This is a genomic window from Corynebacterium ulceribovis DSM 45146, assembly GCF_000372445.1.
GTDB classification, from domain to species: domain Bacteria; phylum Actinomycetota; class Actinomycetes; order Mycobacteriales; family Mycobacteriaceae; genus Corynebacterium; species Corynebacterium ulceribovis.
The window spans coordinates 142858-166582 of sequence record NZ_AQUY01000001.1 but is presented as its reverse complement, the minus strand read 5'-3'; the positions used below and the strand labels follow the sequence as shown (position 1 = coordinate 166582).

Here is a 23725-nt window from a genome sequence, read left to right as displayed (position 1 = left end):
AAGCCCTTCGAGTTCTCAGCCTAAGCAGTCTCGAACTTCCTGCTCGAGCATCCAAGATCACTTTCGCACTGCCAACAATCACAGCTTTTGCCGAAACCCATCCGGGTGGCAGTGCGAAAGTGACAACAAGACGAAAACCACTGCTTTCACAGGCCAAAACCGCTGATAAGAACGCCAAGCCCCCTCGAACACCCCGCCCAAAGGCCGCAGATCACTTTCGCACAGCCAACACGAGGCCACTCGGAGAAATTAAAGAGTCTTGGCAGCGCGAAAGTGACACCCACACATGAAAAAACCACCTGGGGTCAGTGGGAACTGACCAACCAGGTGGTTTTTCGAAAGCTGCGGATTCTCGATTCCAAACGGAACCTCGGCCAGCGACTGCGCCACAAGCGACGGGGAAATAACCGTCAACAAGCGGCGGGATACAGCCTCAAATTGTCGCCCAACGGCCACGGCCCTTCCGGACCGCAACCACGCGGGCGCGCAATTACTTGAGGGAGACCTTTGCGCCAGCAGCTTCCAGCTTTTCCTTAGCAGCTTCAGCGTCTTCCTTGGAAGCGCCTTCCAGCAGTGCCTTAGGAGCAGCTTCAACGAGCTCCTTAGCTTCCTTCAGGCCCAGGCCGGAAACGATTTCGCGGACAACCTTAATAACGCCGATCTTCTTAGCGCCTGCGTCTTCCAGAACGACGTCGAACTCGTCCTTCTCTTCAGCAGCAGCAGCTTCGCCGCCAGCAGCGCCTGCAGCAGCAACTGCAACTGGAGCAGCAGCGGTAACTTCGAAGGTCTCTTCAAAAGCCTTGGTGAATTCGGACAGCTCGATCAGGGTCATTTCCTTGAAAACTTCGAGCAGCTCTTCGGTGGAAAGCTTAGCCATGTTGGCATCCTCTCAATGTGGTGCGAGCCCGCGGGCCCGCGAAAGTTTTTGGTGTAAGTGGTGTTAAGCGAAAGGCGCCTTAAGCGTCTTTCTTCTCCTGCAGAGCAGCAGAGAGACGTGCGACCTGAGAGGCCGGAGCAGCGAACAGACCAGCAGCGCCAGACAGGGAACCCTTGAAGGCACCAGCCAGCTTTGCCAGAGTGGTTTCGCGGTTGTCCATTTCGGCCAAGGCCTTAACCTGGTCAGCGTCGATGAACGCGCCGTCCATGTAGCCGCCCTTGACGACAAGTGCCTTGTGCTCGTCAGCAAACTTCTTCAGAGCCTTAGCAGCGTCAACAGCTTCGCCACGGACGAAAGCCACAGCGGTTGGGCCGGTCAGCAGATCGTCAAGACCCTCGACGCCCGACTCAGCAGCAGCTCGCTTAATCAGGGTGTTCTTGGCGACGGAGTAGCTGGTGTCAGCTCCCAGAGAACGACGCAGCTCGGTGATTTCCGTAACGGTCAGGCCACGGTACTCGGTGAGCAGTGCAGTGCTGGACTCAGCGAACTTTTCCTTCAGCTCGGCAATGATTTCTACCTTTGCTTCGGTTGCCATACTCTCGCCTCCTTTCATTGATGTCTTTGACGGTGGTAGTCGGTTACGAACCCCCACACGCAAAAACGCCCCGTGCAGAAAACACGGGGCGCTCGAAGCTCAACGAACCACATGTGCGGTCGGAGCTGGTCGCGTCTCGTCTCTCCTGCGTGGGTCGCCTAGCGAGTAGGACTTTCATCTGGTCGAAACCAGAAACCGACGGTCTTCGGTGAAACTTGAGAATCAAACTTCGACTAAGGACGTTACACTCACCCCATCATCGAACCAAATCCGCAGGTCAATGTGGCCCTTGGCACGCCAGTGCCCACGCGCCCGCCCCGCACATGCGCCTCGCCTCGCCGCCCACATGCGCCTGCCCCGCCGCTCACTCCTCATCGAAGTCACTGAGCTTGCTCGGCTCGACCGCCACCCGAGCCGCATTGAGCACCGCCAATACGTCAATAATCTCCTGCGCGACAGCCCCCATCAACGGCGTGAGCAGCCCAAACACCGCCAGCACCATGCCAATAATGCTCAGCGCCATCCCGCCAATCACCGACTGCAACGCAATCCGACGCATCCGCGCACCAATGTGCAACAAATCATCCAGCCGCTCCAGCGACGAATCCAGAATCACCGCATCCGCCGCCTCCGACGTCACATCCGAATCGGCCCCCATCGCCACACCGACCGTCGCCACCGCCATCGCCGGCGCATCATTGATGCCATCCCCCAGGAACATGGTTGGGCCACGTTGATTGTGCTTTTTGACGATAGCAAGCTTACCTTCTGGACTGACCCCGGCGTGGACCTCCTCAATCCCGACTTTCTCGGCCAGGTACCGCACCTCAGATTCCCGGTCCCCCGAAATAATCATGAGCTTGTCGGCCTCATGCTGCTTCGGCAAATGCGCAATGAAATCCGCTGCCGAAGCACGAGGCTCATCGCGCAGCCGAATCATCGCCGCGTAGTGATCGTCAATAAGCACAATGGACTCCATCCCGGAAGGGGTGTCGGGGATGAGGTCGCGGCTGGCGGCGTCGACGTCGTAGGCCGTGGCGCGGTTCGTGATGCGGACATGTTTCCCGCCGACGACGCCGGTAAGGCCCTGGCCTGGCTTTTCGGACACCTCGGTGACGTCTGGGAGGGTCAGGCCACGCTGCTTCGCACCCCGGCGGATGGCCTCGGCGAGCGGGTGACGGGAATAACGTTCGACGGATGCCGCGTAGGCGAGGACCTCATCTTCGGTGAAGCGTGGCGCCGTGTGGATGTCCGAAATCACGGGGCGGCCATACGTGAGCGTGCCCGTTTTGTCGAACATGACTGTGCGGACTTTCGAGGCGTTCTCGAGCATCCCCGGGTTCTTCACAATGATGCCGCGGCGGGCAGCCAAGGAAATCGCACCGATGATGGCCACCGGCACGCCAATGAGCAGCGGACATGGCGTGGCCACCACCACGACTGCGAGGAAACGGATCGGGTCGCCGGAAATGATCCAGCCAGCCGCACCGAGAGTGAGCGCGATGACGGTGTACCAGGCGCCCATGCGGTCGGCCATGCGACGCATCCCCGGACGGTTTTCCTCCGCTTCGCGCAGAACGCCGACGATTTGGGCGTAACGGGAGTCCTGTGCGGGGCGGGTGGCGACGACGGTGAGTGGGGTGTCGCCGTTGACCGCGCCGGACATGACCGCCGAACCCTTCGACTTGGAGACAACATATGGCTCGCCGGTCAGATAAGACTCGTCCATATTGCCGTGACCAGCAACAACATCACCGTCGACCGGGCACAGTTCGTGCGGCAGGACCGCGAGCAAGTCGCCGGGCACAATGTCAGCGACTGGGATCTCGTCCGTGCCATCCTGAATCGACTTGCCGCGAAGACGATGCGCGGTGGTCGGCGCGCGGCGGGCGAGGGCATCGAGGGTGCCGGAAGCACGTTTGGATGCGGCTTCCTCGAGGGCTTCACCGCCAGAGAGCATGAGGACGATAATCGCGGCGACTAGCCACTCGCCGAGGAGGACGGAAGTGATAATTGAGACGGCCGCGAGGGTGTCTGCGCCGCCGCGCGTGCGAATCGCGGACTTAGCGACCTCCCACATAAGCGGTAAGCCACCAGCGATGACGATGGCGACGAGCGGCCAGTCACGTGCCCAACTGTCAAAACCGAAACCGAACCACAACATGAGGTGCAGGGCGATTGCGGCGATGGCCGCGACCGTGATGATGCCATCGCGCGAACGAATGAACAGCAACCACGGATTACGTGTGGTTGTCGTGGGGGTTGTGGTTGCGGTGGGGGCGGTGGGCGCGCCGGGTTCGCCGGGCGAGGTGTGTGGGGAGGGAGATATTGACGAGGCCATAATTCCATTATGGCCATAGAAATAGCCTCTGACCAGCAAGTACAGGCTATCCTCACCGAATGTAAGACAGCCTAACCAACATCAGAGACTCCCGTGGAGTGCCTGACGTCGTGAATACCGCCCTCCAAAAGGTTTACTGACGGCCGCATTCGCGGCCGGCCTTTCTTTTGGGTTTGCGTAGTGGCTACCCGGCGTCACTCCCCCGCTTTCCGACATCAATTTTCGAGTAGCGCCGGGGCCGAGCCGTTCACGTCGCTGGTGGAGTCCCGAGATAGCTTCCGTGATCACTTTCGCACTGCCAACACTGACGAAAAGCTTCCAACTTCGGTCCTTTGGCAGTGCGAAAGTGACGCACGCGCAGAAGATCGTTTTTTGGGGCTCTGTTTTGAGTGACAAGCATCGCGAAAAGCTCTGTATAAGCGCAAAAGACTTGTCTGAACGTTCAAACTGAGCGCCAAAGCCCTGCTTGACCCCCAGATCACTTTCGCACTGCCAACCCTCACGATTCCTGACAAAAGTCCCGCGCATGGCAGTGCGAAAGTGACGACCAGACAAAAAGCACCCGAAAATCGGCTTATAAACGTCAATAAGCAAAAAGACCCTGCCAAAAGGCAGGGTCAAAGCGCGAGGGCACTCATACGGAAGCGCCCACATGGAGGCACCCACACAGAAGCACTCACACGGGAGCCCTCACAGCAGCATTAAGGGCCGAGCTAAGACAGCCCTCACAGCCGCATTAGGAGCCGCCCTAAGGCAGCCCTCAAAGCAGGTGCAAGCAGAACCTTACGCGGTCCAGTTCTTTTCGACAGACTCGTCGACAGGGATGCCAGGGCCGGAGGTCGAAGACAGGGTGATCTTCTTCAGGTACTTGCCCTTCGCGGAAGATGGCTTCAGACGGTTGATTTCGTCAATCAGCGCGCCGTAGTTTTCAGCCAGCTGCTCAGCGGAGAAGGACGCCTTACCAACCATTGCGTGCAGGTTCGAAGCCTTGTCCACGCGGAAGGAAATCTTACCGCCCTTAATTTCGTTGACGGCCTTCGCAACATCGGTGGTCACGGTACCGGTCTTAGGGTTTGGCATCAGGCCACGTGGACCCAGCACACGTGCGATACGACCAACCTTGGCCATCTGGTCAGGGGTTGCAATCGCAGCGTCGAAGTCGAGCCAGCCGCCCTGAATCTTCTCGATCAGCTCTGCGGTGCCCACGGCATCCGCGCCAGCTTCTTCAGCCTCGGTCGCCTTCGGACCTTCCGCGAACACGATGACGCGGACGGTCTTACCGGTGCCGTGTGGCAGGGAGACGGTACCGCGAACCAGCTGGTCAGCCTTACGTGGGTCAACGCCCAGGCGGATAGCAACGTCGACGGAAGCGTCGTAGTTCTTGGAGGAGGTTTCCTTGACCAACTTGGCAGCCTCGAGTGGGCTGTAGATGCGACCTTCGTCGATCAGTTCTGCAGCGGCCTTGTATGCCTTGGAGTTCTTGCTCATTGGATGTCCAATCTGTGGGTTTGGAGTTGTGGTTGTGCGGGCCGAAGCGGGCCCTACCACGGTGAAAGGTGCAGCCGACCGCAACAAGCGACCAACCGCGCGCCGAGATTACTTCTCGACGACGATGCCCATGGAGCGGGCGGTACCAGCGATAATCGCAGCGCCAGCTTCGATGTCGTTGGCGTTCAGGTCAGACTTCTTGGTCTCAGCGATTTCCTTGCACTGTTCCCAAGTAACGGTGCCGACCTTATCGGTGTGTGGCACGCCGGAGCCCTTCTGCAGGCCAGCAGCCTTGAGCAGCAGCTTCGCAGCAGGTGGGGTCTTCAGCTTGAAGTCGAAAGAGCGGTCTTCGTAGACACTAATTTCAACTGGCACGACGTTGCCGCGCTGCGATTCGGTTGCAGCGTTGTACGCCTTGCAGAATTCCATGATGTTGACGCCGTGGGCACCCAGTGCCGGGCCAACTGGAGGAGCTGGGTTAGCAGCGCCTGCCTGGATCTGCAGCTTGATGATTGCTGAAAGCTTCTTCTTCTTTGGAGGCATCAGTCTCTACTTCCTTGTTACCGGGCCGCGCGCCGAGCCGAGGCGACGCTTCCCGTCCGGATGCCGCGGTTGCAGCCACCGGGGATGGTTTAGATGGTCACTGCGGGTGGCGCGTGCGTTACGCAAAGCAAAACACCCAGACAGCAGAGTACGACTCTACCGGCTGGGTGTTAAGAAAAACAAACCGCTTATTGACGTTTACCTGCCGAGCAACGCGTAGTGGCTTTGCCTAGCGGATTGTCTAGCGGACCGCGTCGCCCACGTGGCTGACCACGCGGTGGTCAACCAACGGAAACTAGTCCAGCGAGGTGACTTCGTCGGCGGACAGTTCCACTGGGGTGTCGCGACCGAAGATGGACACCAAGGCGCTGATGCGACCGGTGGTTGGATCGATTTCGGAGATGGTCGCGGTGACCGATGCGAATGGGCCCTTGAGGATGGTGACCGACTGACCGACTTCGTAGTCCACGGTGACCTGTGGCTCTTCGGCGGTCGGTGGCAGTGCGACACCTGCGGTGGAGACGTCTGCTGCGTCGGTGCCTTCGGCTGCTGCTTCTTCTGGCAGCACCTTTGGCATCAGGAACTTGGCAACTTCGCCGACGCGCACTGGGGTTGGCTGCGCCGATGGGCCGGTGAACGCAGTCACGCCTGGGGTGTCACGCACCACGGACCAAGAAGCGTCGTTGAGCTCCATGCGGACGAGGACGTAGCCCGGCAGCAGCTTGCGCTTAACAATCTTCTTCTTGCCGTCGCGGTTTTCGCGGACTTCCTCGATTGGGACGACCACTTCGTGGATGAATTCATCGACGCCCATGGTCTGGGCGCGCATCTCCAGGTTGGTCTTCACCTTGTTCTCGTAACCCGAGTAGCTCTGGATGATGTACCACTTGCCGTCGCGCTTACGCAGCTCGCGGGTGAATTCACGCAGGCGCTTGCGGTACTCGGCGTCTGGGTCAACCTCTTCCGCAGGTGCTTCTGCCGCTGCGTCAGCTGGAGCGGCTGCGTCAGTTGCAGCGCCGGCGTCGGCTGGAGCGGCAGCCTCAGCGTCCGCAGCGCCTTCTGCAGCTTCCTGCGCCTGTGCTTCTTCTTCGGTCACAACCTGTTCGGCAGCAACTTCTGCGGCCACATCGCCGTCTTCAGGAGCGTCGGTGATTTCCGCGGTCTGTGGCTGCGGATTGTCGCCCTGTGCCTCTGGAGCATCGGAGAACTGTGGGTCGTTCATTCGGGATCCCTTCGTCGAAAAGCTCTAAAACAAAATTTATCCCGCCTACCTGCTTGAGGTGGCGGGATACAGTACGCAACTTTTTAGTCTGGCGACTAGCTTACCTTAACCGATAAGGATTTGGTCAATGCCCCAGCTGGCGGCCCAGTCGACGCCGAAAACCAGTGCCGTCACGAGGATGAGGAACAGCAGGACAATGATGGTGTACTGCACCATTTGCTTGCCGGTTGGCCAAATAACTTTGCGGATTTCCTGCCACACCTGCGCGAAGAACGACAGTGGGTTAGTTTTCTTGTCCGCGGCAGCCTTTTTGCGCTTCTCGACGGTTTTGGTGCTGGTGGCGGTCGTTTCACCGGTGACCTGGCGCTTGCCGGATGGGCGTGCGGCGCCGGAGAGCTTCTCGCTCGAACCAGTGTCTTTTTCGTCGGCCACTTCTCTCCTCAAGTCCACGTACAGGCGCTAGATGAAATTGCAGGGGCGACAGGACTTGAACCTGCAACCTGCGGTTTTGGAGACCGCTGCTCTGCCAATTGAGCTACGCCCCTATGCGCTGCGTTACAGCGACTTCTCACACTACCAGCCGTTGGGCCGGAATGGTGAAATTGGGTGTTCCGTGGCCGGAGGGCACCCACGGGTGGAAAACAAAAACAGCCGCATCGGGTGAACCGAATACGGCTGCCGTTTCCAGTAGCGATGGAGAGATTCGAACTCTCGACCTCACGATTATGAGTCGTGCGCTCTCACCAACTGAGCTACATCGCCGCACGTTCTCTGCTCGGCCGACAACCGTCGACCGGCGGCCGTGCCTAACAAACAACAGAGCCCCCTGACAGAATCGAACTGTCGACCTTTTCCTTACCATGGAAACGCTCTGCCGACTGAGCTAAGGGGGCCAGTTTCACTTCGTACAGCTTTTGTCTCGCTGCTCTCTGTGAAGCCTTGGAAAGATTAACCCGATTCATACGAACAACACAAATCCGCTGGTAGGAAGGGCAATTGAGCCAGTTCTATGCGCCTTATGTGCACTGAGATGCGCCCTGGTGCTCATGGAGGTCGGCAAGGTGGTGCGCTTTGCTGGGCTGGGCAGTGCGGTGGACGGTGGGCGGTGCGGTGGGCGGTGCGGTGGGCGGTGCGGTGGCTTGGCCGTTACCGGGGCTGGGGTATTTCGGCCGCGAACGCGGCTTATTGACGTTTATGCAGCCGTCGGGCGCTAGGTTGACGCGACATCGCTTCCGTCGTGGTGAAACTTTCGCTGTGGTGGGGCTTTCGTCGGGCCGTCACTTTCGCACTGCCATACACCTGACTTTTGACAGCGATCGTGAGTGTTGGCAGTGCGAAAGTGATCTTTGGCGATCCAGCAAGGGCATTTGGCGTTATTTGGTGCTCACCCAAGACGCATATGCGCTTTTACAACACCTTTGCTTGCGAAACCGGCAGATGATGTCTGGTTGTCACTTTCGCACTGCCATACACCTGATTTTTGGCAGCGTTCGCGCTTATTGGCAGTGCGAAAGTGATCTTGAGCGTTCTGCCAGCTGCATTCGCGCACCAAAAGCCGAACTCCCGCCAAAGTGGGACCAGGCAACGGGGGCGCAACGTCAACCCAGCGTGCCTCTGTCCCGCAATTAAAGGCCGGCCGCGTTCGCGGCCGTCAGTAAAGCTTTTTGTAAGACGGTCAGAGCGCCGTCAAGCACTCCACGGGAACCTCAGGCCCTAGCTCTCGGTCCCACGAGGAGTAAATCTCCTGAAATCAGTCGATTCACGGGACTGTTTCGCTCACGGATCACTTTCGCACTGCCAATAACCCGCGATTCCGCATTGTTCACGACTGTTGGCAGTGCGAAAGTGATCTTGAGCGATCCGGCAACGCTAATCGGCGCCATTTGACGATCCGGCAGGGTAGTTAGCGCCCGCCGAAGGCATAAATGCGCTTTTACAACACCTTTTGCTTGCGAAACCGGCAAACGTTGTCTGGTTGTCACTTTCGCACTGCCATACACCTGACTTTTGACAGCGATCGTGAGCATTGGCAGTGCGAAAGTGATCCCTTGTGCACCCGCGCAATCACATACGAGTGTCAGCACGAGCGAACCAGGGCATCAGAGCTGGCAGGAACTAGGCAAGAGCCCCCAGAAAGAGCGCGTAGCTAATACCCGTAGCTAATAAACGTCAACAAGCAAAAAGGGAAACAAAAAACCCGACACCATAATGGTGCCGGGTGATTTGTGCCAGATATTGGATTTGAACCAATGAAGGCTGAGCCGGCGGATTTACAGTCCGCTCCCTTTGGCCGCTCGGGCAATCTGGCTTACGCTTTGCAGCGCGGTTTAATACATTACCAACAACCGTGTAGCTATTGGCAAATCAGCAGGTCACGGTAGGAAATCAGGGGCAGGCCCTTAACCGACGCGGCGGGTGGTGTACTCCGTCAAGTTACGCAGCGCGTTCTTCGCCGCACCATCCGGCAGCACCGCCAACTCACTCTTCGCATCCTCCAGCAACTGACGCACCATACCCAGGCACAGCTCACGTCCCTCAGAACGAGCCAGCAGCTCCAAGGCCTCCTCAACCTCAGCGTCAGTCTCCAGCGGCCCCGTGAGCATCTCCCGCAGCCGCGCACCGACCTCATCCTGCTGGCGCATCGCCAACAGCACCGGCAAAGTGAACACACCTTCGCGCAAATCCGTGCCCGGCGTCTTCCCCGACTCATCCATGTCGGAGTAAATATCGATCATGTCGTCGACAATCTGGAACACCAACCCGACGCACATGCCGTAATTCGACAGCGCCTCCACGTACTCCGCTGGCGCGCCCGCATGGTACGCACCCAAACGGCCAGCAGTGGAAATCAGCACACCAGTTTTCTCACGAATGACCTGCATGTAATGGTCAACCGGGTCCGTGCCCTCCGGCGCGCCCAACGTCTCGCGCATCTGGCCGGTCACCAAATCACCAAAGGTCGTCGCGAAATGGTCCAGCGTGTAACTGCCCAGGCCAGACAGCATCGCTGAGCACACCGAGAAAATGTAGTCACCCGCCAAAATAGCGACCGAGTTATCCCACCGAGCGTTCGCCGACTCCACGCCGCGGCGCATGTCCGCCTCATCCATGACGTCATCGTGGTACAGCGTCGCTAGGTGCGTCAGCTCCACCACCACCGCCGACCGAATCACATCCTTGCTCTGCGGATTGTCGCCGAACTGCGCCGCGATCAAGGAGTACATCGGGCGGAAGCGCTTCCCGCCGGCCTTCGCCAGATGGCTGATTTTGTCGACCAGAAAGTCGGCGCCCTTGCTCAGCTCGGCCATCAGTTGGACTTCACTGGCCTGCATGCCAGCCAAAATTTCTGCTTCTAGAGCTTCGTCGCCAAGCTCAAAAGCCAACAATTGTCCGGCTTCCGGCGTTTTGTTGGCGGGCGAACCGTCACCAGATGGCATGCGTTTAACCTCGATCGTTCGTGTCGGTGGGCGAATTCCCGCGCACGTCGCACCGACCGCGACATACGCGCCACAAGCAATTCCTTTGACAAAGATACCGCAAATAACCGCCAACACCCCCACGCGGATCCCCACCGCCGCAGCCTGGGACAATATAGAGCCATGAGTGCACGACCTGTGTCCCCTAATCACGGCCCCGATTTTGACGTCATCGTTGTCGGTGCGGGCCCCGCTGGTAGCGCCGCCGCATTCCACGCCGCTACCGTCGGGTTCGCCACGCTGCTCGTCGATAAGCAGGACTTTCCGCGGGATAAAACGTGCGGAGACGGCCTGACACCGCGCGCTATCCGCGAACTGGCCGCCATGGGACTGCGCCGCACCGACTTGCCAGGCCACCCGCCGCAGTCGCAGGGCCTCAAACTGTCCGGCTTCGGCGGCGCCATCACCGCCCCATGGCCGCGGGGCCGCTTCCCCTCTGAGGGCACTGCTAGCCCCCGCACCGCTTTCGATGACACGGTGCGTCAAACTGCCATCACCGCCGGGGCCACATTCCGCGTCGCCGACATCGCCGAGGTCACCGCGGACGATGAGGGCGTCACCGTGCATTTCCGCAGCGCTGCGCCTATCCGTTGCCGCTGGTTGCTGGTCGCCGACGGGGTGCGCTCCCCCATCGGCAAAACCCTCGGCCGCACCTGGCACCGCGACCACGTCTATGGCACCGCCGCGCGCAGCTACTGCACTTCCCCGCACGCCGATGCCCCATGGATTTACTCCCGCCTTGAACTCCACGACGACACGGGGACTCCGCTGCCTGGCTACGGCTGGATTTTCCCGCTTGGCGACGGTCTGGTGAATCTCGGTGCCGGCACGCTGTCGACCGCGGATGCCCCCGCGAAGGTGAACACGAAGCAGCTGCTGCACCACTATTGGGCGCAGGTCAAGGACGAGTGGGAGCTTGGTGAGCCGCAGCAGGTGGCTTCGGCGCTGCTGCCGATGGGCGGGGCGGTGTCGAATGTTGCCGGCCGCCGGTGGGCCCTCATTGGCGATGCTGCGGCGCTGGTCAACCCGTTAAATGGCGAGGGCATTGACTACGGGATGGCCAGTGGCCGGCTGGTGGTTGAGCTGATTTCCGCCGGCAGCAATGACCTCACGCACGCGTGGCCTGCCCTGCTGCGCCGCGAGTATGGTGCCGCATTTTCATTGGCGCGGCGTTTTGGGGGCTTATTGACGAAACCAAGCCGCGTCCAACGCTTGGGCCCCATTGGTCTGGCGATGCCTTTCTCGCAAACCTTGATGGGCAATGCTGCTCGCCTGATGGGCAACTTGGTGTCGACGGGCGACCGGGATGCGCTCAGTGTGCTGTGGCGGCTCGCGGGGCGGTTGTCGCTCGCGCTGGATAAGCGCAAGCCGTGGGCATAGGTACGGGTGTGCGCATGCGCGCTGGGGCGTCGGCGCGAGCAGCCGCCAGAGCACGTGCATGCGCGGCCGGAGCTTCGGCACGCCGGGGCTTCGGCGCGCGGGGGCTTCGTGCGTGACTAGGCGGGCTTGATGCCGCTGTGCATCGCCGCGATGCCAAAGGTGAGGTTTTGCCAACCCACTTCCGACCAGCCAGCTTCGCTAATAACGTCAGCAAGCTCCTCTTGATTCGGCCATGCGCGGATGGACTCCGCCAAATAAACATAAGCATCCGGATTGGAGGAGGCGGCGCGGGCGATGGCAGGCAGCGCGGCCATAATGTACTCCATGTAAATGGTGCGCAGCAGCGGATTGACCGGGTGCGAAAACTCCGCGACCAGCAATCGACCGCCCGGCTTAGTCACGCGCAGCATCTCGCGGAGGGCCTGCGCAGGGTCAGCGATATTCCGCAGCCCCCAGGTGATAGTCACGCAATCGAAGGTCTCGTCGGCGAACGGCAAAAACATGCCGTCGCCACACACTTTCGGCACATCGCGGTCACGGCCAGCCGCCAGCATGCCTTGGGAAAAATCGCACGCCACACACCATGCGCCGCGGCTCGCCAAATCCACCGTCGAAATCGCGGTGCCGGCCGCCAAGTCAAGCACCTTTTCGCCAGCCTGGGGGGCTAGGCGCGCGGTGATGCGACGACGCCAATAGCCGTCGAGGCCACCGGTCATCAACGTGTTGGTGAGGTCGTATTTCTCGCCAACAGCATCAAACATGGATGCTACTTCGTGCGGTTTTTTATCTAAGGATGCTCGAGCCACACCGAACAGCGTACCCCAGCAGCTAGCGCCAGCTATCTCGGAATTCGCGCCACCCGGCTAAGCGGCGCTCCGGGCGAAAGGGCGCAACAGCTCCGCGCGCCAGCCCGGCTTGGCAATCTCAATGACCTCTTCATAGTGCGTCATCAACTGGTTGCACACTGCTTCCCAGGTCTTCGTACGAATCGACTCGCGGGCCGCGGCCGCCATCGCCGGGTAATTCTCCGGGTCAATAATGCGCTCGACTGCCGCCGGCAAGTCTTCTTTGAAGGTCGCTACTTCCAGCAGATCGCCGTCCACGCCAGGGCGGATGAGGTCACGCGGGCCGCCAGCCAGCGGACCAATCGACGGCACTCCAGAAGCCAGCGCCTCCTGAATGGCCTGGCAGAAAGTCTCATACTGACCGGCGTGCACAAACACATCGAGGCTGGCGTAGGCGCGGGCCAGTTCTTCACCGTGCAGGGCGCCGGTAAACACCGCATCCGGCATCAGCTCGGTGAGCGCTTCACGCTCTGGGCCGTCGCCGACAATAACCAGCTGAATGTCATCGCGGCCCGACAGCGACGCCAACCGGTCCACCGACTTTTCCGCCGCCAAGCGCCCCACGAAACCAACAATCTTCTTCTTGCCAGTCGGGTTCCACAGGGTGCGCAGCGCGTCGGAGCGTTTTGACGGATGGAAACGGACTGCGTCAACGCCCCGGCCCCACCGGTAAATATTCTTCACACCATGCGCTTCCAGGCTTTCAATCGTCTCTGTCGACGGCGCCAGGGTGCGGTGGCAGATGTTGTGGATGTAGCGGGTCCAGCGCCACGCCGCCTTCGACAGCAGCGACAGCCGGTAGTTGTTCGCGAAGCCGGCAACGTCGGTTTGGTAGACACCAACACACGGAATGTCCAAGGTGCGGGCGGAGAATGCCCCGGCCGCTGCGAGGACGAATGGGCTGGCCAGGTGCACTACGTCCGGCTGGAAGTCGTGGATAATTTTGGTCACCGTTGGTCGCGGCACACCGATCGGCAGGGAATTAATCAGCGGGACCTTGATGGTCGGCACACGTTCGATGCGGTACCCCAGGTAGTCGGGGATTTCTTCCTGCCCAGGTCGTGCGCCCGGGGCGATCACAATTGCTTCATGCCCGTTGGCGTGGAGATGCTCCAGCACTCGAAGGACGGAGTTGGTAACTCCATTGACATTGGGCAGAAACGACTCTGCGACGATGGCGACACGCATGCCGAACAGTATCTCCCTTCCAGGTCGCCAGGCAGTAACCCCTTGGTGTATTCGAAGTCAAAGGAAAACGAATTGTTGATTACATAAATTCACCGGAGTTCACTTTTATGCCATCAACGACCCATTTCCCACCGGCCACAACCTAGACCGGACCTAACCAGAAAAGCATTGCGTCCGAACGCAATTCACCGCAAAATCTGCCGGAAATAGTTATGCCGACAGCCTACAACCAAACCCGAGCCTGCGCCGTTAGCTCCGTCGCCGCCGCTCCGACCACGCGATAGCCAGCCATGCGCTTCCGAGGATGACCAACGTCAATAAGCCCGTAGAAACTGCCGGCCACAGCGCAAGTGTCCATTTCCGCCCTTTGACCCGCACCAACTCCGGATTCTCCTGGCTGTACTCCACCCATACGCGCTGACCGCGCTCCAAGCCGATGGGGTACAGCAGGCCGGCGCGCGGGCTAACCACCCGCCCGTCAGCTGTGACGAACTCCACAGACGTGCGCAGCAGCCGGGTATCAACAACGCGGGCCATCGATTCGCCGGTGTCGGCCTCAATGGCGCGGTCGTTCATCGCGGGCCCGGCGACCATGCCAACGCACACCAGCAGCATCAGCGCGGCGGCAGCGAGGATGAGCTGCTTCAGGCGGCGGTACATGGCGGGCATAGTGGGCGATGTGGTCATTGCCGTCTACTTTTGCCCAAGGGTGGTCGCCGCGGCAATCTCCGCATGCGCCGCGCGGAGAGGTTCGCGGTCCGTGCGCGCCTCAATGACACGGATGCCGTAGCCCGCCTCTGCATCATCATCGAGGGCAATAATTAGCTCCTGCAAGCCACTGACCTGCAGGTATCCAATCTCATATGCGCCGCAAAGCTGCTCGATGTCGACAGTGTGCGGCACCGCTTGGATGCGTTCGAAGTGGTCGCGCAGCTCCGGTCGGCCGCCTTCGAGGGTTTCGAAAATGCCGCCGCCGCAGTCGTTCGCGACGACAACGGTGAGGTTGTCGGGGCGTGGTTCGTCAGGGCCGATGGCCAGCGCGCCTGCGTCGTGCAGGAAAGTGAGGTCGCCCATGAAGGCGACGGTGCGCGGCGCGCGGAGCTGGTCGGGTTCTTGGCGGTCGCGGTGCAGGGCGATGCCGATGGCGGTGGCGATGGTGCCGTCGATACCGGCGGCGCCGCGGTTGGCATGCACATCCACCCCGTCGAAGGGCAGGCCGCAGTAGCTGGCGTCGCGGACGGGGTTGGAGGCACCGAGGATGAGTTGGTCGCCGACGCGTAGGTGGTCAGCGACCGCAGCGGCCACGTGCAGGCCAGTAAACCCGTTGTGCTGCAAGGCATTTCGGACGGCGTCGGCGGCGAGACGGTCGACACCAGCGCACAGATCCAGCCATGCTTTCGGCTGCTCCCCGACGACAGTGATGTCCGCGGTAACAGCGTGGGCAGTTCGCGCCACGTCGGTGTAGTCCGTGTGGCGAGTAACCACTGTGACCTGCACCTTTGGGTGTGCAAGCAGCTGCGCTACCCCGCGATGCAGCGTCGGCCGTCCCACGACGACAACCTGCTCGGGCCGCAGCTGATACACCCCCTCCTCCCCCACAAGCGGGTCCTGCCGCAACATTCCTGCCGCCGCCGGGTGCACCTGCCGTGACGGCGCATACGCCGTCGGTTCCGCAATCGTCGGAATGTCCGCCAGCGCTGGGTATTCTTCCGCACCGTCGCCAGCAATCACCAGCGTTGGGCGGGAAATATCAAGCACAAGGGGCTTTTTGACGTTTTGGAGGCGGCGAGAAATCTGTGTCCACGGCACTAGTTTGTCGGCAGCACGGATGCGGTCAGCGGCAGCAGTGGTGTCGCCGGTGGCGGCAGTGGTGTCGCCGGTGGCATTTTCGGGGAGTGGCGCTCGGCCAGCGGGGGCGGTGATTTCGGCGGCGCTGACTGGGTACAGCGGTTCTCTCAGGCACACATCAAGATGCCCGGGGCCGCCGGCGGCGTCACTGGTCATCGATGCGAGCAGTCGACAAATAGTCGACCGCATCTGGGCATTTGCCAACTGGGCTGAGGCCGAATCGACGGGGTCAAAAGTGTCGCTGTTGAAGGCGGCAGTATTAATGAGCTCGGATGCTGCGATGTTCTCAAAGAATCGCACCTGATCCATCGTTTGATTCGCCCCAGTTTTGTACAGCTCAAGCGGGCGATCGGCAGTGAGCGCCAACAGCGGAATGCTGGAGAGCTGCGCCTCGACCATCGCGGGCATCAGGTTCGCCACAGCGGTGCCCGAGGTGACGATAATTGGAGTTGGTCGGCCACTGGCAGCCGCTAAACCGAGTGCGAGGAAGCCGGCGGCCCTTTCGTCAAAACGCACATGCAACCGCAACAACTGACCGCCAAAACCATCGCTACCTGCGGCGACGGCGGCGGCGCGCGCGAGGGGTGCGGAGCGGGAGCCGGGGCAAATGACGATATCGCGGACGCCGCCGCGGACGAGTTCATCGATGATGACGGTGGCAGCGATGGAGGAAGGATTACTCACACGCTCCACGGTAGTTCAGCGGCAGTCGGCAGCGGCGGTGCGGCTAGTAGTTGAGCAGTAACGCGGCGGCGGTGCGGCTAGTAGTTGAGCAGTGGCCAGCAGGCGCGCACTCGGTCGAGCCACCAGTCGCGACGCGCAGCAGGGGCTGCTAGTGCGGCCAGTCGGGCAGGATCGGGCACGACGGGGGTGGCGGCGATACGGCCATCGACAATCGGGCGCGGCGCGGCAACGTCTTCTAGAAAAAGACTGCCGGTGCCCAGACCAGCTGCATTATGCTGCTCCGGAAGCGCGGCCGCGGTCGCCAGACCTGCAAACATGCCCACCGCGGACTCGAGCGCACTGGAAATTGTGACGGTCATATTGTGAGACGCGAACTGCTCCGCGAGTGCCAATACCGCGCGCGGCCCGCCGAGAGGTGCGGCCTTAACAACAGCGACATCGGCGGCGCGCAACCGCATAACAGCAGCGGGGTCGTCGGCGCGGCGAATCGATTCGTCGGCCGCGATACGTGGAGCTTTCTGTGTGACGGCCGGGGTGCTCGCGGAGTCGGCCGCGGTGGTTGCGGTGGCGGGGTGAGAGGTATTTCGCAAGCGTTTTCGCAGTTCAGCAAGCTCTTCTACTGTGCGGCACGGCTGCTCAATGTAGTCCAGCGCGCCGCCAGCTGCGATGGTACCCCCTGCGGCCTCCGCTAATGCAGTTGCCGCTGCTAGCGCGTCGGGCACCGACCATGCCCCGTTCGCGTCACACCGAATACGCAGCTCTGGATTTGCCGCGTGAACTGCTGCGATGCGCTCAATATCGTCAATAAGCTCGCTGCCCTGCTCTGCCACCTTGACCTTAACGGTGCGCACCCCTGGGTAATTGGTGAGGAACTTTTCGACGTCCTGCGGGGCGACCGATGCTGGGATTGTGCCGTTGACCTCGACGGATGGGCGGCGTGGCGATGGTGGGCCGAGGAACGCCATCTCGAGGGCGCAGTCGAGCCAGCGGGCAGTTTCCGGGGCGGCGTATTCGGGGAATGCGGCGAACTCGCCCCAGCCGGCAGGCCCCTCGAATAGGGCGACCTCGCGGACGGTGAGGCCGCGGAAGCTGGTGCGCAGCGGCAACTGGACGACGTGCAGGCGATCGGCGATGTCGTTGAGGGAGGGGCGTGGGGGCTGTGGGGCGTGTGGGGTGTTTGGGGGTTGTGGGGCGTGTGGGGTGTTTGGGGGTTGTGGGGCGCTTTGGGGTTGAGGGTCGGGGCTGGTTGGGGTGTTCACGACTCTCACGGTAGCGACGAGATGGGGTCGGATCACTTTCGCACTGCCATACGGGAGGAGCTAGAGGAAATGTGGGTGGGTTGGCAGTGCGAAAGTGATCTCGGCAGGTTTGCCAGTCGTTTCCCGAGGTTTGCGCTGGTTGCAGCAGCAGAAATCTGCAGGTTGTCACTTTTGCACTGCCATAAGCAAGGAAAAGGAAAGGTTCTAGGTGGCTTGGCAGTGCGAAAGTGATCACGGGTGGATTGGTGCGTGGGGCCAGACACGGTTGCGTAAGAGCCGACAGGCCGGAGGCTGAGGGCTGAGACGGTCATGTGGGGGTGCGGACGGGAGCAGGTTGGCAGGAGGTAGCGGGGTGAGGGCGGGAGCAGGTGGGCGGGAGGTTGCGGGGTGAGGGTGTGCTTCTGCTCTAGGCAGCTGTGTGCCACGTCCTCAAAAAGGAATTACTGCCGGCCGCGGATGCGGCCGACCATTACTTTTTGTATTTCGGGATATCTGATTGTGGTTTCAGTGCTGACTTCGAACGGCGGAACTCGATCGAAACCAGAGCCGCGTCTCGGCTTCAGCAAAGAACATCTCCCGGCACAACGGCACCGCTAATTCACAGCCGGAAACGCCAGCGCTCGAAGTCCCCGAAGCCCTACACCCCACCAATCGAAAACGATGACATAGGGAAGGAGGCATTTCACTTTTGCACTGCCATAAACAAGGAAGTGGATAGATTCCAGACGGCTTGACAGTGCGAAAGTGACGCAAAAGTGACGCAACAGTGAGAAGCAAGGTTGATGAGCTCGCAGGCAGAGTTGAACGCAGGCAAGACCGATGAGCTTCTAGGCAACGCGACGGGAATTCACAACACAATGTTTATCCACAATTACGGACCGCAAAGCTCCTCAGGCCCGGCGCCAATTGCAGAGACGTTGAAAGGATGCAGACATCCGACAACCGGGATGGGGGAACATGTCAGCAATCACCGCAACCGAAGCACAGTCAACCGATGGCGCTGTGCGGATCTACACCACTACTGAACTGCGGGAACACGGATACCATTCCCGGAAGCTTGCTAAGGCGCTGCGCGACCGGACACTGCTTCGTTTGATTCGCGGGTACTACGTGGACGGCAACGTTTCTCGTCGACAAGCACTCAAAGCACTGCACCAGATCCGCCCCGAGATAGTATTCACCGGCTTCACTGCCCTCTACCTGTACGGATTCCAACTTCCCTATGACCTCACCCACGACGATGCGGTCATGTTTGAAGAAGACGAGCTGTCTGCCCAACAGCTGGGAGGGACGGATGTGGGAGGAGCGAGTACGGGAGGGACAGTGAAGCGGCGGAGGCGGAAGCAGGTGCGGGGACCCCAAGCGTTGCGGCCCACATTCCCATGGCCGGCAGCAGCTCGGGCGCCACGAGGGTGCAACGCAACCGATGACTGGTTCCTCAAAGTTCGCACCAGCCGTGTTCTGCCCAGCCGAACGCTCGACGACGGCATTCGAGTTGTGCCTCCCGTCGCCGCCGTTGCCGACATCATCCGTCAAATACCGCAATTAACAAGTGAATTCGGCACCGCCTCCACATACTCAATCCCCGAGCTCAAAGACCGCCGCCGCAAACGACGCTTTTACCGAAACGGAAAACGAGACAAGCACCGCGAGTGGAAAGAAAGCACCAAACATCACACCATTCGCGACCGCCTCAAAGCACTTGTCGCCCAGCTCAAATGCTTCCTCATCGACCACTACAGTGGCCTCCGTGGAAACGAGAACCTAGAAAAAGACATCAGTCGATGTTCACCGCGGGGCATAAACGTCATCAAGCAAATGCTGGTGAAAACCGAAATCGGGACGTCATCCGGGCTAGAGCGCGAAGTGTTGCGGCCATTGCACCAGGAAGGCTACCGGCCGAGAACGAACTTCCGCGTTGGGCCCTACACATATGACCTGGCATTTCCAAAGGAGAAAGTGCTGGTAGAGGTCGATTCTTGGCAGTATCACCACCAAGAAAAGCCATTCATCGTCGACCGATGGAAATCAAACGCCGCCGCTCGCGCCGGCTGGCTGCTCCTCCGATTCACCTGCGAATGCATCGACCTGCATCTGCCCGAAGTCCTCGCGGAAATCCGAGCCGCCCTCAAAGAACGACGCACCCGCAGCATCCTGGCAACCGACCGCATCAACGCAGTCTGGCTGTGGCACGCCGCCGCGGGCTAACCAACCGCTACCCTTGCGATATGAACACAACACAAAAACCGCAGTACAGCACCGACAACCCATTCGACCCAACGCAATGGCGCGCCGTCGACGGGTTCGACGACCTCACCGACATCACCTACCACCGCCACGTCGGTGACCAGCGCAAAGACGGCATTGTGCGCATCGCTTTTGACCGGCCGGAAGTACGCAACGCATTCCGGCCACACACCGTCGACGAGCTGTATCGGGCGCTCGACCACGCGCGGCGAACCCCTGACGTCGGAGTCATCCTGCTGACCGGCAACGGCCCAAGCAGCAAAGACGGCGGTTGGGCGTTCTGCAGTGGCGGTGACCAGCGAATTCGTGGACGCTCCGGTTACCAGTACGCCACCAACCACGACAACGATGTGGCGGCGGCCGATGCAAGCGGAGTCGATGAAGCGCGCGCGAAAGTCGAAGGCGGACGACTGCACATCCTCGAGGTGCAGCGGCTGATTCGTACCATGCCGAAGGTCGTGATTGCCGTGGTCAACGGGTGGGCGGCCGGTGGTGGGCACTCGCTTCATGTGGTGTGTGACCTGACGATTGCGTCGCGGCAGGAAGCGCGGTTCAAGCAAACCGATGCCGATGTCGGCAGTTTCGATGCCGGATATGGGTCGGCGTACCTAGCCAAGCAAGTTGGGCAGAAGTTTGCGCGCGAGATTTTCTTCCTCGGCCGCAGCTACGATGCCGAAACGATGCAGCGGATGGGCGCGGTGAACATTGTCGCTGACCACGCGGAACTGGAGGCCGAAGCGATCCAGGCGGCGCGCGAGATTAATGGCAAATCCCCGACGGCGCAGCGCATGCTGAAGTTCGCCTTCAACCTGACCGACGACGGCCTGATGGGCCAGCAGGTTTTCGCAGGTGAAGCGACCCGGTTGGCGTACATGACTGACGAAGCAGTTGAAGGCAAGGAGTCGTTCCTAGAAAAGCGCGAACCGCGGTGGGAGGAGTTTCCGTTTTACTACTAATTAGCGTGGCCAAGTGACCAGGTTGCTAGGCGTGGCCAAGTGACCAGGTTGCTAGGTGGCTAGGGTTCGGCGGTGTGCGGGTCCCGGCGGTGGGCCGGTGAGTGGGTCCAGGTGGAAGCGAGGAGATGATCCGGTGCACGTGAGGACGGGATTCGAGCGGGGGTACCGGGGCTAATGGTTGCGAGCGGTCGGCGGTAAACGTCAAAAAGCGAAATGCCAGAAAGTGGCTGCCATCACAGGTAAACTCAGCGGCACCGAAAAGTTAACCTAAAGTGAACTGACACAACAAACAGCATCACCGCAGGTAGACAGATTTATTATTGAAATACCCTGTCCTATAACCAATTTCACAAATCTTCATTGTTAACCTTGCGTTAACCTATCGGCCGGGTTAAACTAGCCCTAGGTAAACAACGGGTTAACAAATTGTTCATGGATTGACCCACCACCTAGAGCCTTGAAAAGGAGGCACGTTTACTATGACCGCAACAATGCAACCCTCCCGTGCCGCCCAGTCACAGTCTGGCGCAGTACGCGCACTGACCGCAGCTCCACGCGCATTCCTCAACTTCTTCCAGGACCCAAACCCACGCAGCGTATTCTCCATGCTGTTCGGCCAGTGGGCGAAGAAGGAAATTTCCGACGACGAAATGGTATTCCGCCTCATCGAATACGGCCGCACCCCGGCAGACAACGATGATGTCGCATGGGTTTACAAGCACATGACCGGCAATAAGGCCACCAAGTCCGAAATCCGCGGCTACATGAAGCACCTGCGTCACCTCGGAATGACCGCGTAGCGCACGCCAACACATCCTCAAGCGAATCGCCCCGTCAGCACTGCACAAGCAGAACGCTGGCGGGGCCTTTCCGTGCGTGCGGGAGGTGGTCGGCGGCCTGCGGTACCGTGACAGTGTGATTCTCCAGCCGCTGCCTGTCCCACCCGGCCCCGCCGTGCTTGGCATCCTCCCCCACCTCGAGCGCGCACTCGCCGGCACCGCGGCTTGGCTCCCCCTGCCTACCGACGACCCACACCGCGCCGAGCTGCTGCGCGCCACCCAACGCCCCGGCGAAGCCATCGATTCAGTCGCGCTGGTCGTCCCCACCTCCGGCTCGACAGGCACGCCGAAAGGTTCGCAACTGTCGGCCGCACACCTCACGGCCTCCGCCGACGCCACCGCCGCGCGCATCGGCACTGGTCAATGGCTACTCGCGCTGCCGGCGAGCCACATTGCCGGGCTGCAAGTGCTGCTGCGGTCCATCCACGCCGGCACCACACCGGTTGTACTGCCGCCAGGTGGCAGCTTCGCCGACGCCGCGGAGAGGATGACCGGTGCCCGGCGCCTCACTTCGATTGTCCCCCTTCAGCTTTCCCAGTTGCTTGATGACGCATTGGGGGTTGACGCACTACGAACCTTCGACGCGGTGCTGTGCGGCGGGCAAGCCACGCCGCCGGCGCTCGTGAAGCGGGCGCGGCAGCTCGGGGTGAATGTGGTACTGACGTATGGTTCGAGCGAAACCGCAGGTGGCTGCGTGTACGACGGACGTCCGCTGGCTGGAGTGGACATTGCTATCGCAGGCGGCGGCCGGGGTGACGTCGGCGGTGGTGGCGGTGATGTCGGAGGTGGCGGCCGGGGTGACGTCGCCGGCCGGGGTGACGTCGGCCGAATCGAACTAACCGGCCCAATGGTCGCACACGGCTACCGCAACGTACCCGGCTCCGCGGACTTCCGCTTGGCGGGTTCCCCACCGGGGCCGCAGGCGGTCGGGGGCCAGGTCCAGAACACTTTTATCACTTCCGACCTGGGCCGAATTACCTCCGACGGGGTCTTGGAAGTTCTTGGCCGAGCCGACGATGTCATCAACTCTGGTGGCCTGAAGATTTTGCCGACCAGCATTGAAAGTGAGTTGGCGCAGCACCCAGGGGTTGCTGCGTGCGTGGTTGTTGCGGCGCCGCATCCCGAGCTTGGCGAACAGGCGGTCGCACTTGTGGTTCCCGGGCAGAGGGGACCCGAAAATGCGGCGGCAACCGCGGGTGTGGCCGGGCCAGAGCTGAAAGCCTGGCTGGCGGACCGAGTACACCGGCACCTGATTCCACGAGCATTTGTGCAGGTAGCGACGTTGCCCACGGTTGGTCCTGGAAAGGTTGACCGACAGAGCGCGCAGCGGATGGCTGTTGAAGCACTAGGCCTCAAGTAGCTCGACCCTTGAATTAAAAAAGGGCCGGCCGCGGATGCGGCCGTCAGTATTCCTTTTTGAAAGACGTGGCTTGTTGCCGCGCTAGGCTTCCGTTTTTCGGTCGATGTCACTTTCGCACTGCCATAGCGAACCAGATCCGCAACAAACGGTGAGTTTGGCAGTGCGAAAGGGATCTCGGCCCATCGAGTCTCTGAAATAAGCCCGCGACATGCGCGGGCTGCGCACGAAAACCCAGGAACGCTTTGTACCGCCGCGGGAAATCCGTCGGCCATCGTGGGAAAACGGGCAATGCTCCTGGACAACGGGCAATTCTTCTGGAAAACGGACAGCACCCCTAGAAAACTGACAATGCTCCTAGAAAACTGCCGAAAAATGGGAGGGTTCCGGCGGAAGGTCACTTTCGCACTGCCAAAGGTCAGCTTTTGGGTCCAGCCGCGTTGTAATGGCAGTGCAAAAGTGATCTCGCGACCGCGACCGAGCGAACGGGTTCCAAACCGCCGACATCCCTGCGGTGCAACCCTCCGGGCTACCCAAGCAACCTGCGTCAGGTCACCCCACGCGCGAAGCAATCCAACGA

At 60.8% G+C, this 23725-nt stretch carries 18 protein-coding genes and 4 tRNA genes; 5 read left to right on the top strand and 17 right to left on the bottom strand.

The genetic code is table 11. From position 1 onward, the window contains the following. Positions 1 to 490 precede the first annotated feature (490 nt). The 12 genes from rplL to A3EC_RS0100760 form a co-directional block, all read right to left on the bottom strand. Complete coding sequence (rplL, locus tag A3EC_RS0100815; protein ID WP_018023253.1) at positions 491 to 877, bottom strand: 50S ribosomal protein L7/L12; 387 nt, start codon at positions 875 to 877, stop codon at positions 491 to 493. Positions 878 to 956: 79 nt separating this feature from the next. After that, positions 957 to 1472, bottom strand: a complete 516-nt coding sequence (gene rplJ / locus A3EC_RS0100810; RefSeq protein ID WP_018023252.1) for a 50S ribosomal protein L10 — start codon at positions 1470 to 1472, stop codon at positions 957 to 959. 364 nt (positions 1473 to 1836) lie between these two features. After that, a complete protein-coding gene (locus A3EC_RS0100805; protein WP_018023251.1) occupies positions 1837 to 3705 on the bottom strand; it encodes a heavy metal translocating P-type ATPase in 1869 nt (622 codons plus the stop codon). A gap of 891 nt (positions 3706 to 4596) precedes the next feature. Beyond that, positions 4597 to 5301: a 50S ribosomal protein L1 gene (gene rplA, locus A3EC_RS0100800; RefSeq protein ID WP_018023250.1), complete on the bottom strand. Its 705-nt coding sequence runs from the start codon at positions 5299 to 5301 to the stop codon at positions 4597 to 4599. Between the two features lie 108 nt (positions 5302 to 5409). Then, positions 5410 to 5844, bottom strand: coding sequence for a 50S ribosomal protein L11 (gene rplK, locus A3EC_RS0100795; RefSeq protein WP_018023249.1), 435 nt, complete (start codon positions 5842 to 5844; stop codon positions 5410 to 5412). 295 nt (positions 5845 to 6139) lie between these two features. Beyond that, complete coding sequence (gene nusG / locus A3EC_RS0100790; RefSeq protein WP_018023248.1) at positions 6140 to 7066, bottom strand: transcription termination/antitermination protein NusG; 927 nt, start codon at positions 7064 to 7066, stop codon at positions 6140 to 6142. Positions 7067 to 7171: 105 nt separating this feature from the next. Next, positions 7172 to 7498, bottom strand: coding sequence for a preprotein translocase subunit SecE (gene secE, locus A3EC_RS0100785; RefSeq protein ID WP_018023247.1), 327 nt, complete (start codon positions 7496 to 7498; stop codon positions 7172 to 7174). 40 nt (positions 7499 to 7538) lie between these two features. Continuing rightward, a tRNA-Trp gene (locus A3EC_RS0100780) sits at positions 7539 to 7611 on the bottom strand. A 143-nt stretch (positions 7612 to 7754) separates the two neighbouring features. Next, a tRNA-Met gene (locus tag A3EC_RS0100775) sits at positions 7755 to 7828 on the bottom strand. A 58-nt stretch (positions 7829 to 7886) separates the two neighbouring features. Further along, positions 7887 to 7959 (bottom strand) — tRNA-Thr (locus tag A3EC_RS0100770). A gap of 1333 nt (positions 7960 to 9292) precedes the next feature. After that, positions 9293 to 9374 (bottom strand) — tRNA-Tyr (locus tag A3EC_RS0100765). Positions 9375 to 9465: 91 nt separating this feature from the next. Then, the gene (locus A3EC_RS0100760; RefSeq protein WP_018023246.1) at positions 9466 to 10503 is read right to left on the bottom strand and encodes a polyprenyl synthetase family protein; all 1038 of its coding nucleotides are present in this window, start codon (positions 10501 to 10503) and stop codon (positions 9466 to 9468) included. A gap of 162 nt (positions 10504 to 10665) precedes the next feature. Between A3EC_RS0100760 and A3EC_RS0100755 the strand changes: the two genes are divergently transcribed. Then, complete coding sequence (locus tag A3EC_RS0100755; RefSeq protein ID WP_018023245.1) at positions 10666 to 11922, top strand: geranylgeranyl reductase family protein; 1257 nt, start codon at positions 10666 to 10668, stop codon at positions 11920 to 11922. 116 nt (positions 11923 to 12038) lie between these two features. Here the strand turns inward: A3EC_RS0100755 and A3EC_RS0100750 are convergent, their stop codons facing one another. The 5 genes from A3EC_RS0100750 to A3EC_RS0100730 all read right to left on the bottom strand — a co-directional run bounded on the left by A3EC_RS0100750 (position 12039) and on the right by A3EC_RS0100730 (position 17746). Continuing rightward, on the bottom strand, positions 12039 to 12728 hold the full coding sequence (locus A3EC_RS0100750) for a demethylmenaquinone methyltransferase (protein ID WP_026162050.1): 690 nt from the start codon (positions 12726 to 12728) through the stop codon (positions 12039 to 12041). Positions 12729 to 12785: 57 nt separating this feature from the next. After that, entirely contained in the window at positions 12786 to 13955 is a 1170-nt protein-coding gene (locus tag A3EC_RS10830) for a glycosyltransferase family 4 protein (RefSeq protein ID WP_018023243.1), read from the bottom strand. Positions 13956 to 14204: 249 nt separating this feature from the next. Continuing rightward, positions 14205 to 14642: a DUF3592 domain-containing protein gene (locus tag A3EC_RS0100740; RefSeq protein WP_026162049.1), complete on the bottom strand. Its 438-nt coding sequence runs from the start codon at positions 14640 to 14642 to the stop codon at positions 14205 to 14207. Positions 14643 to 14648: 6 nt separating this feature from the next. Beyond that, the gene (gene menD, locus A3EC_RS10825; RefSeq protein WP_018023241.1) at positions 14649 to 16487 is read right to left on the bottom strand and encodes a 2-succinyl-5-enolpyruvyl-6-hydroxy-3-cyclohexene-1-carboxylic-acid synthase; all 1839 of its coding nucleotides are present in this window, start codon (positions 16485 to 16487) and stop codon (positions 14649 to 14651) included. Positions 16488 to 16564: 77 nt separating this feature from the next. After that, a complete protein-coding gene (locus tag A3EC_RS0100730; RefSeq protein WP_083879909.1) occupies positions 16565 to 17746 on the bottom strand; it encodes an o-succinylbenzoate synthase in 1182 nt (393 codons plus the stop codon). Positions 17747 to 18703: 957 nt separating this feature from the next. Between A3EC_RS0100730 and A3EC_RS12255 the strand changes: the two genes are divergently transcribed. The 4 genes from A3EC_RS12255 (at position 18704) to A3EC_RS0100700 (ending at position 23148) form a co-directional block, all read left to right on the top strand. Then, positions 18704 to 19954 (top strand): DUF559 domain-containing protein, encoded by a 1251-nt coding sequence (locus A3EC_RS12255; RefSeq protein WP_018023237.1) that lies wholly within the window; start codon positions 18704 to 18706, stop codon positions 19952 to 19954. Positions 19955 to 19974: 20 nt separating this feature from the next. After that, positions 19975 to 20949: a 1,4-dihydroxy-2-naphthoyl-CoA synthase gene (locus A3EC_RS0100710; protein WP_026162047.1), complete on the top strand. Its 975-nt coding sequence runs from the start codon at positions 19975 to 19977 to the stop codon at positions 20947 to 20949. A gap of 479 nt (positions 20950 to 21428) precedes the next feature. Beyond that, positions 21429 to 21749, top strand: coding sequence for a hypothetical protein (locus A3EC_RS0100705; protein ID WP_018023235.1), 321 nt, complete (start codon positions 21429 to 21431; stop codon positions 21747 to 21749). Positions 21750 to 21864: 115 nt separating this feature from the next. After that, positions 21865 to 23148 (top strand): AMP-binding protein, encoded by a 1284-nt coding sequence (locus A3EC_RS0100700; RefSeq protein WP_040427960.1) that lies wholly within the window; start codon positions 21865 to 21867, stop codon positions 23146 to 23148. Positions 23149 to 23725: the final 577 nt, after the last annotated feature.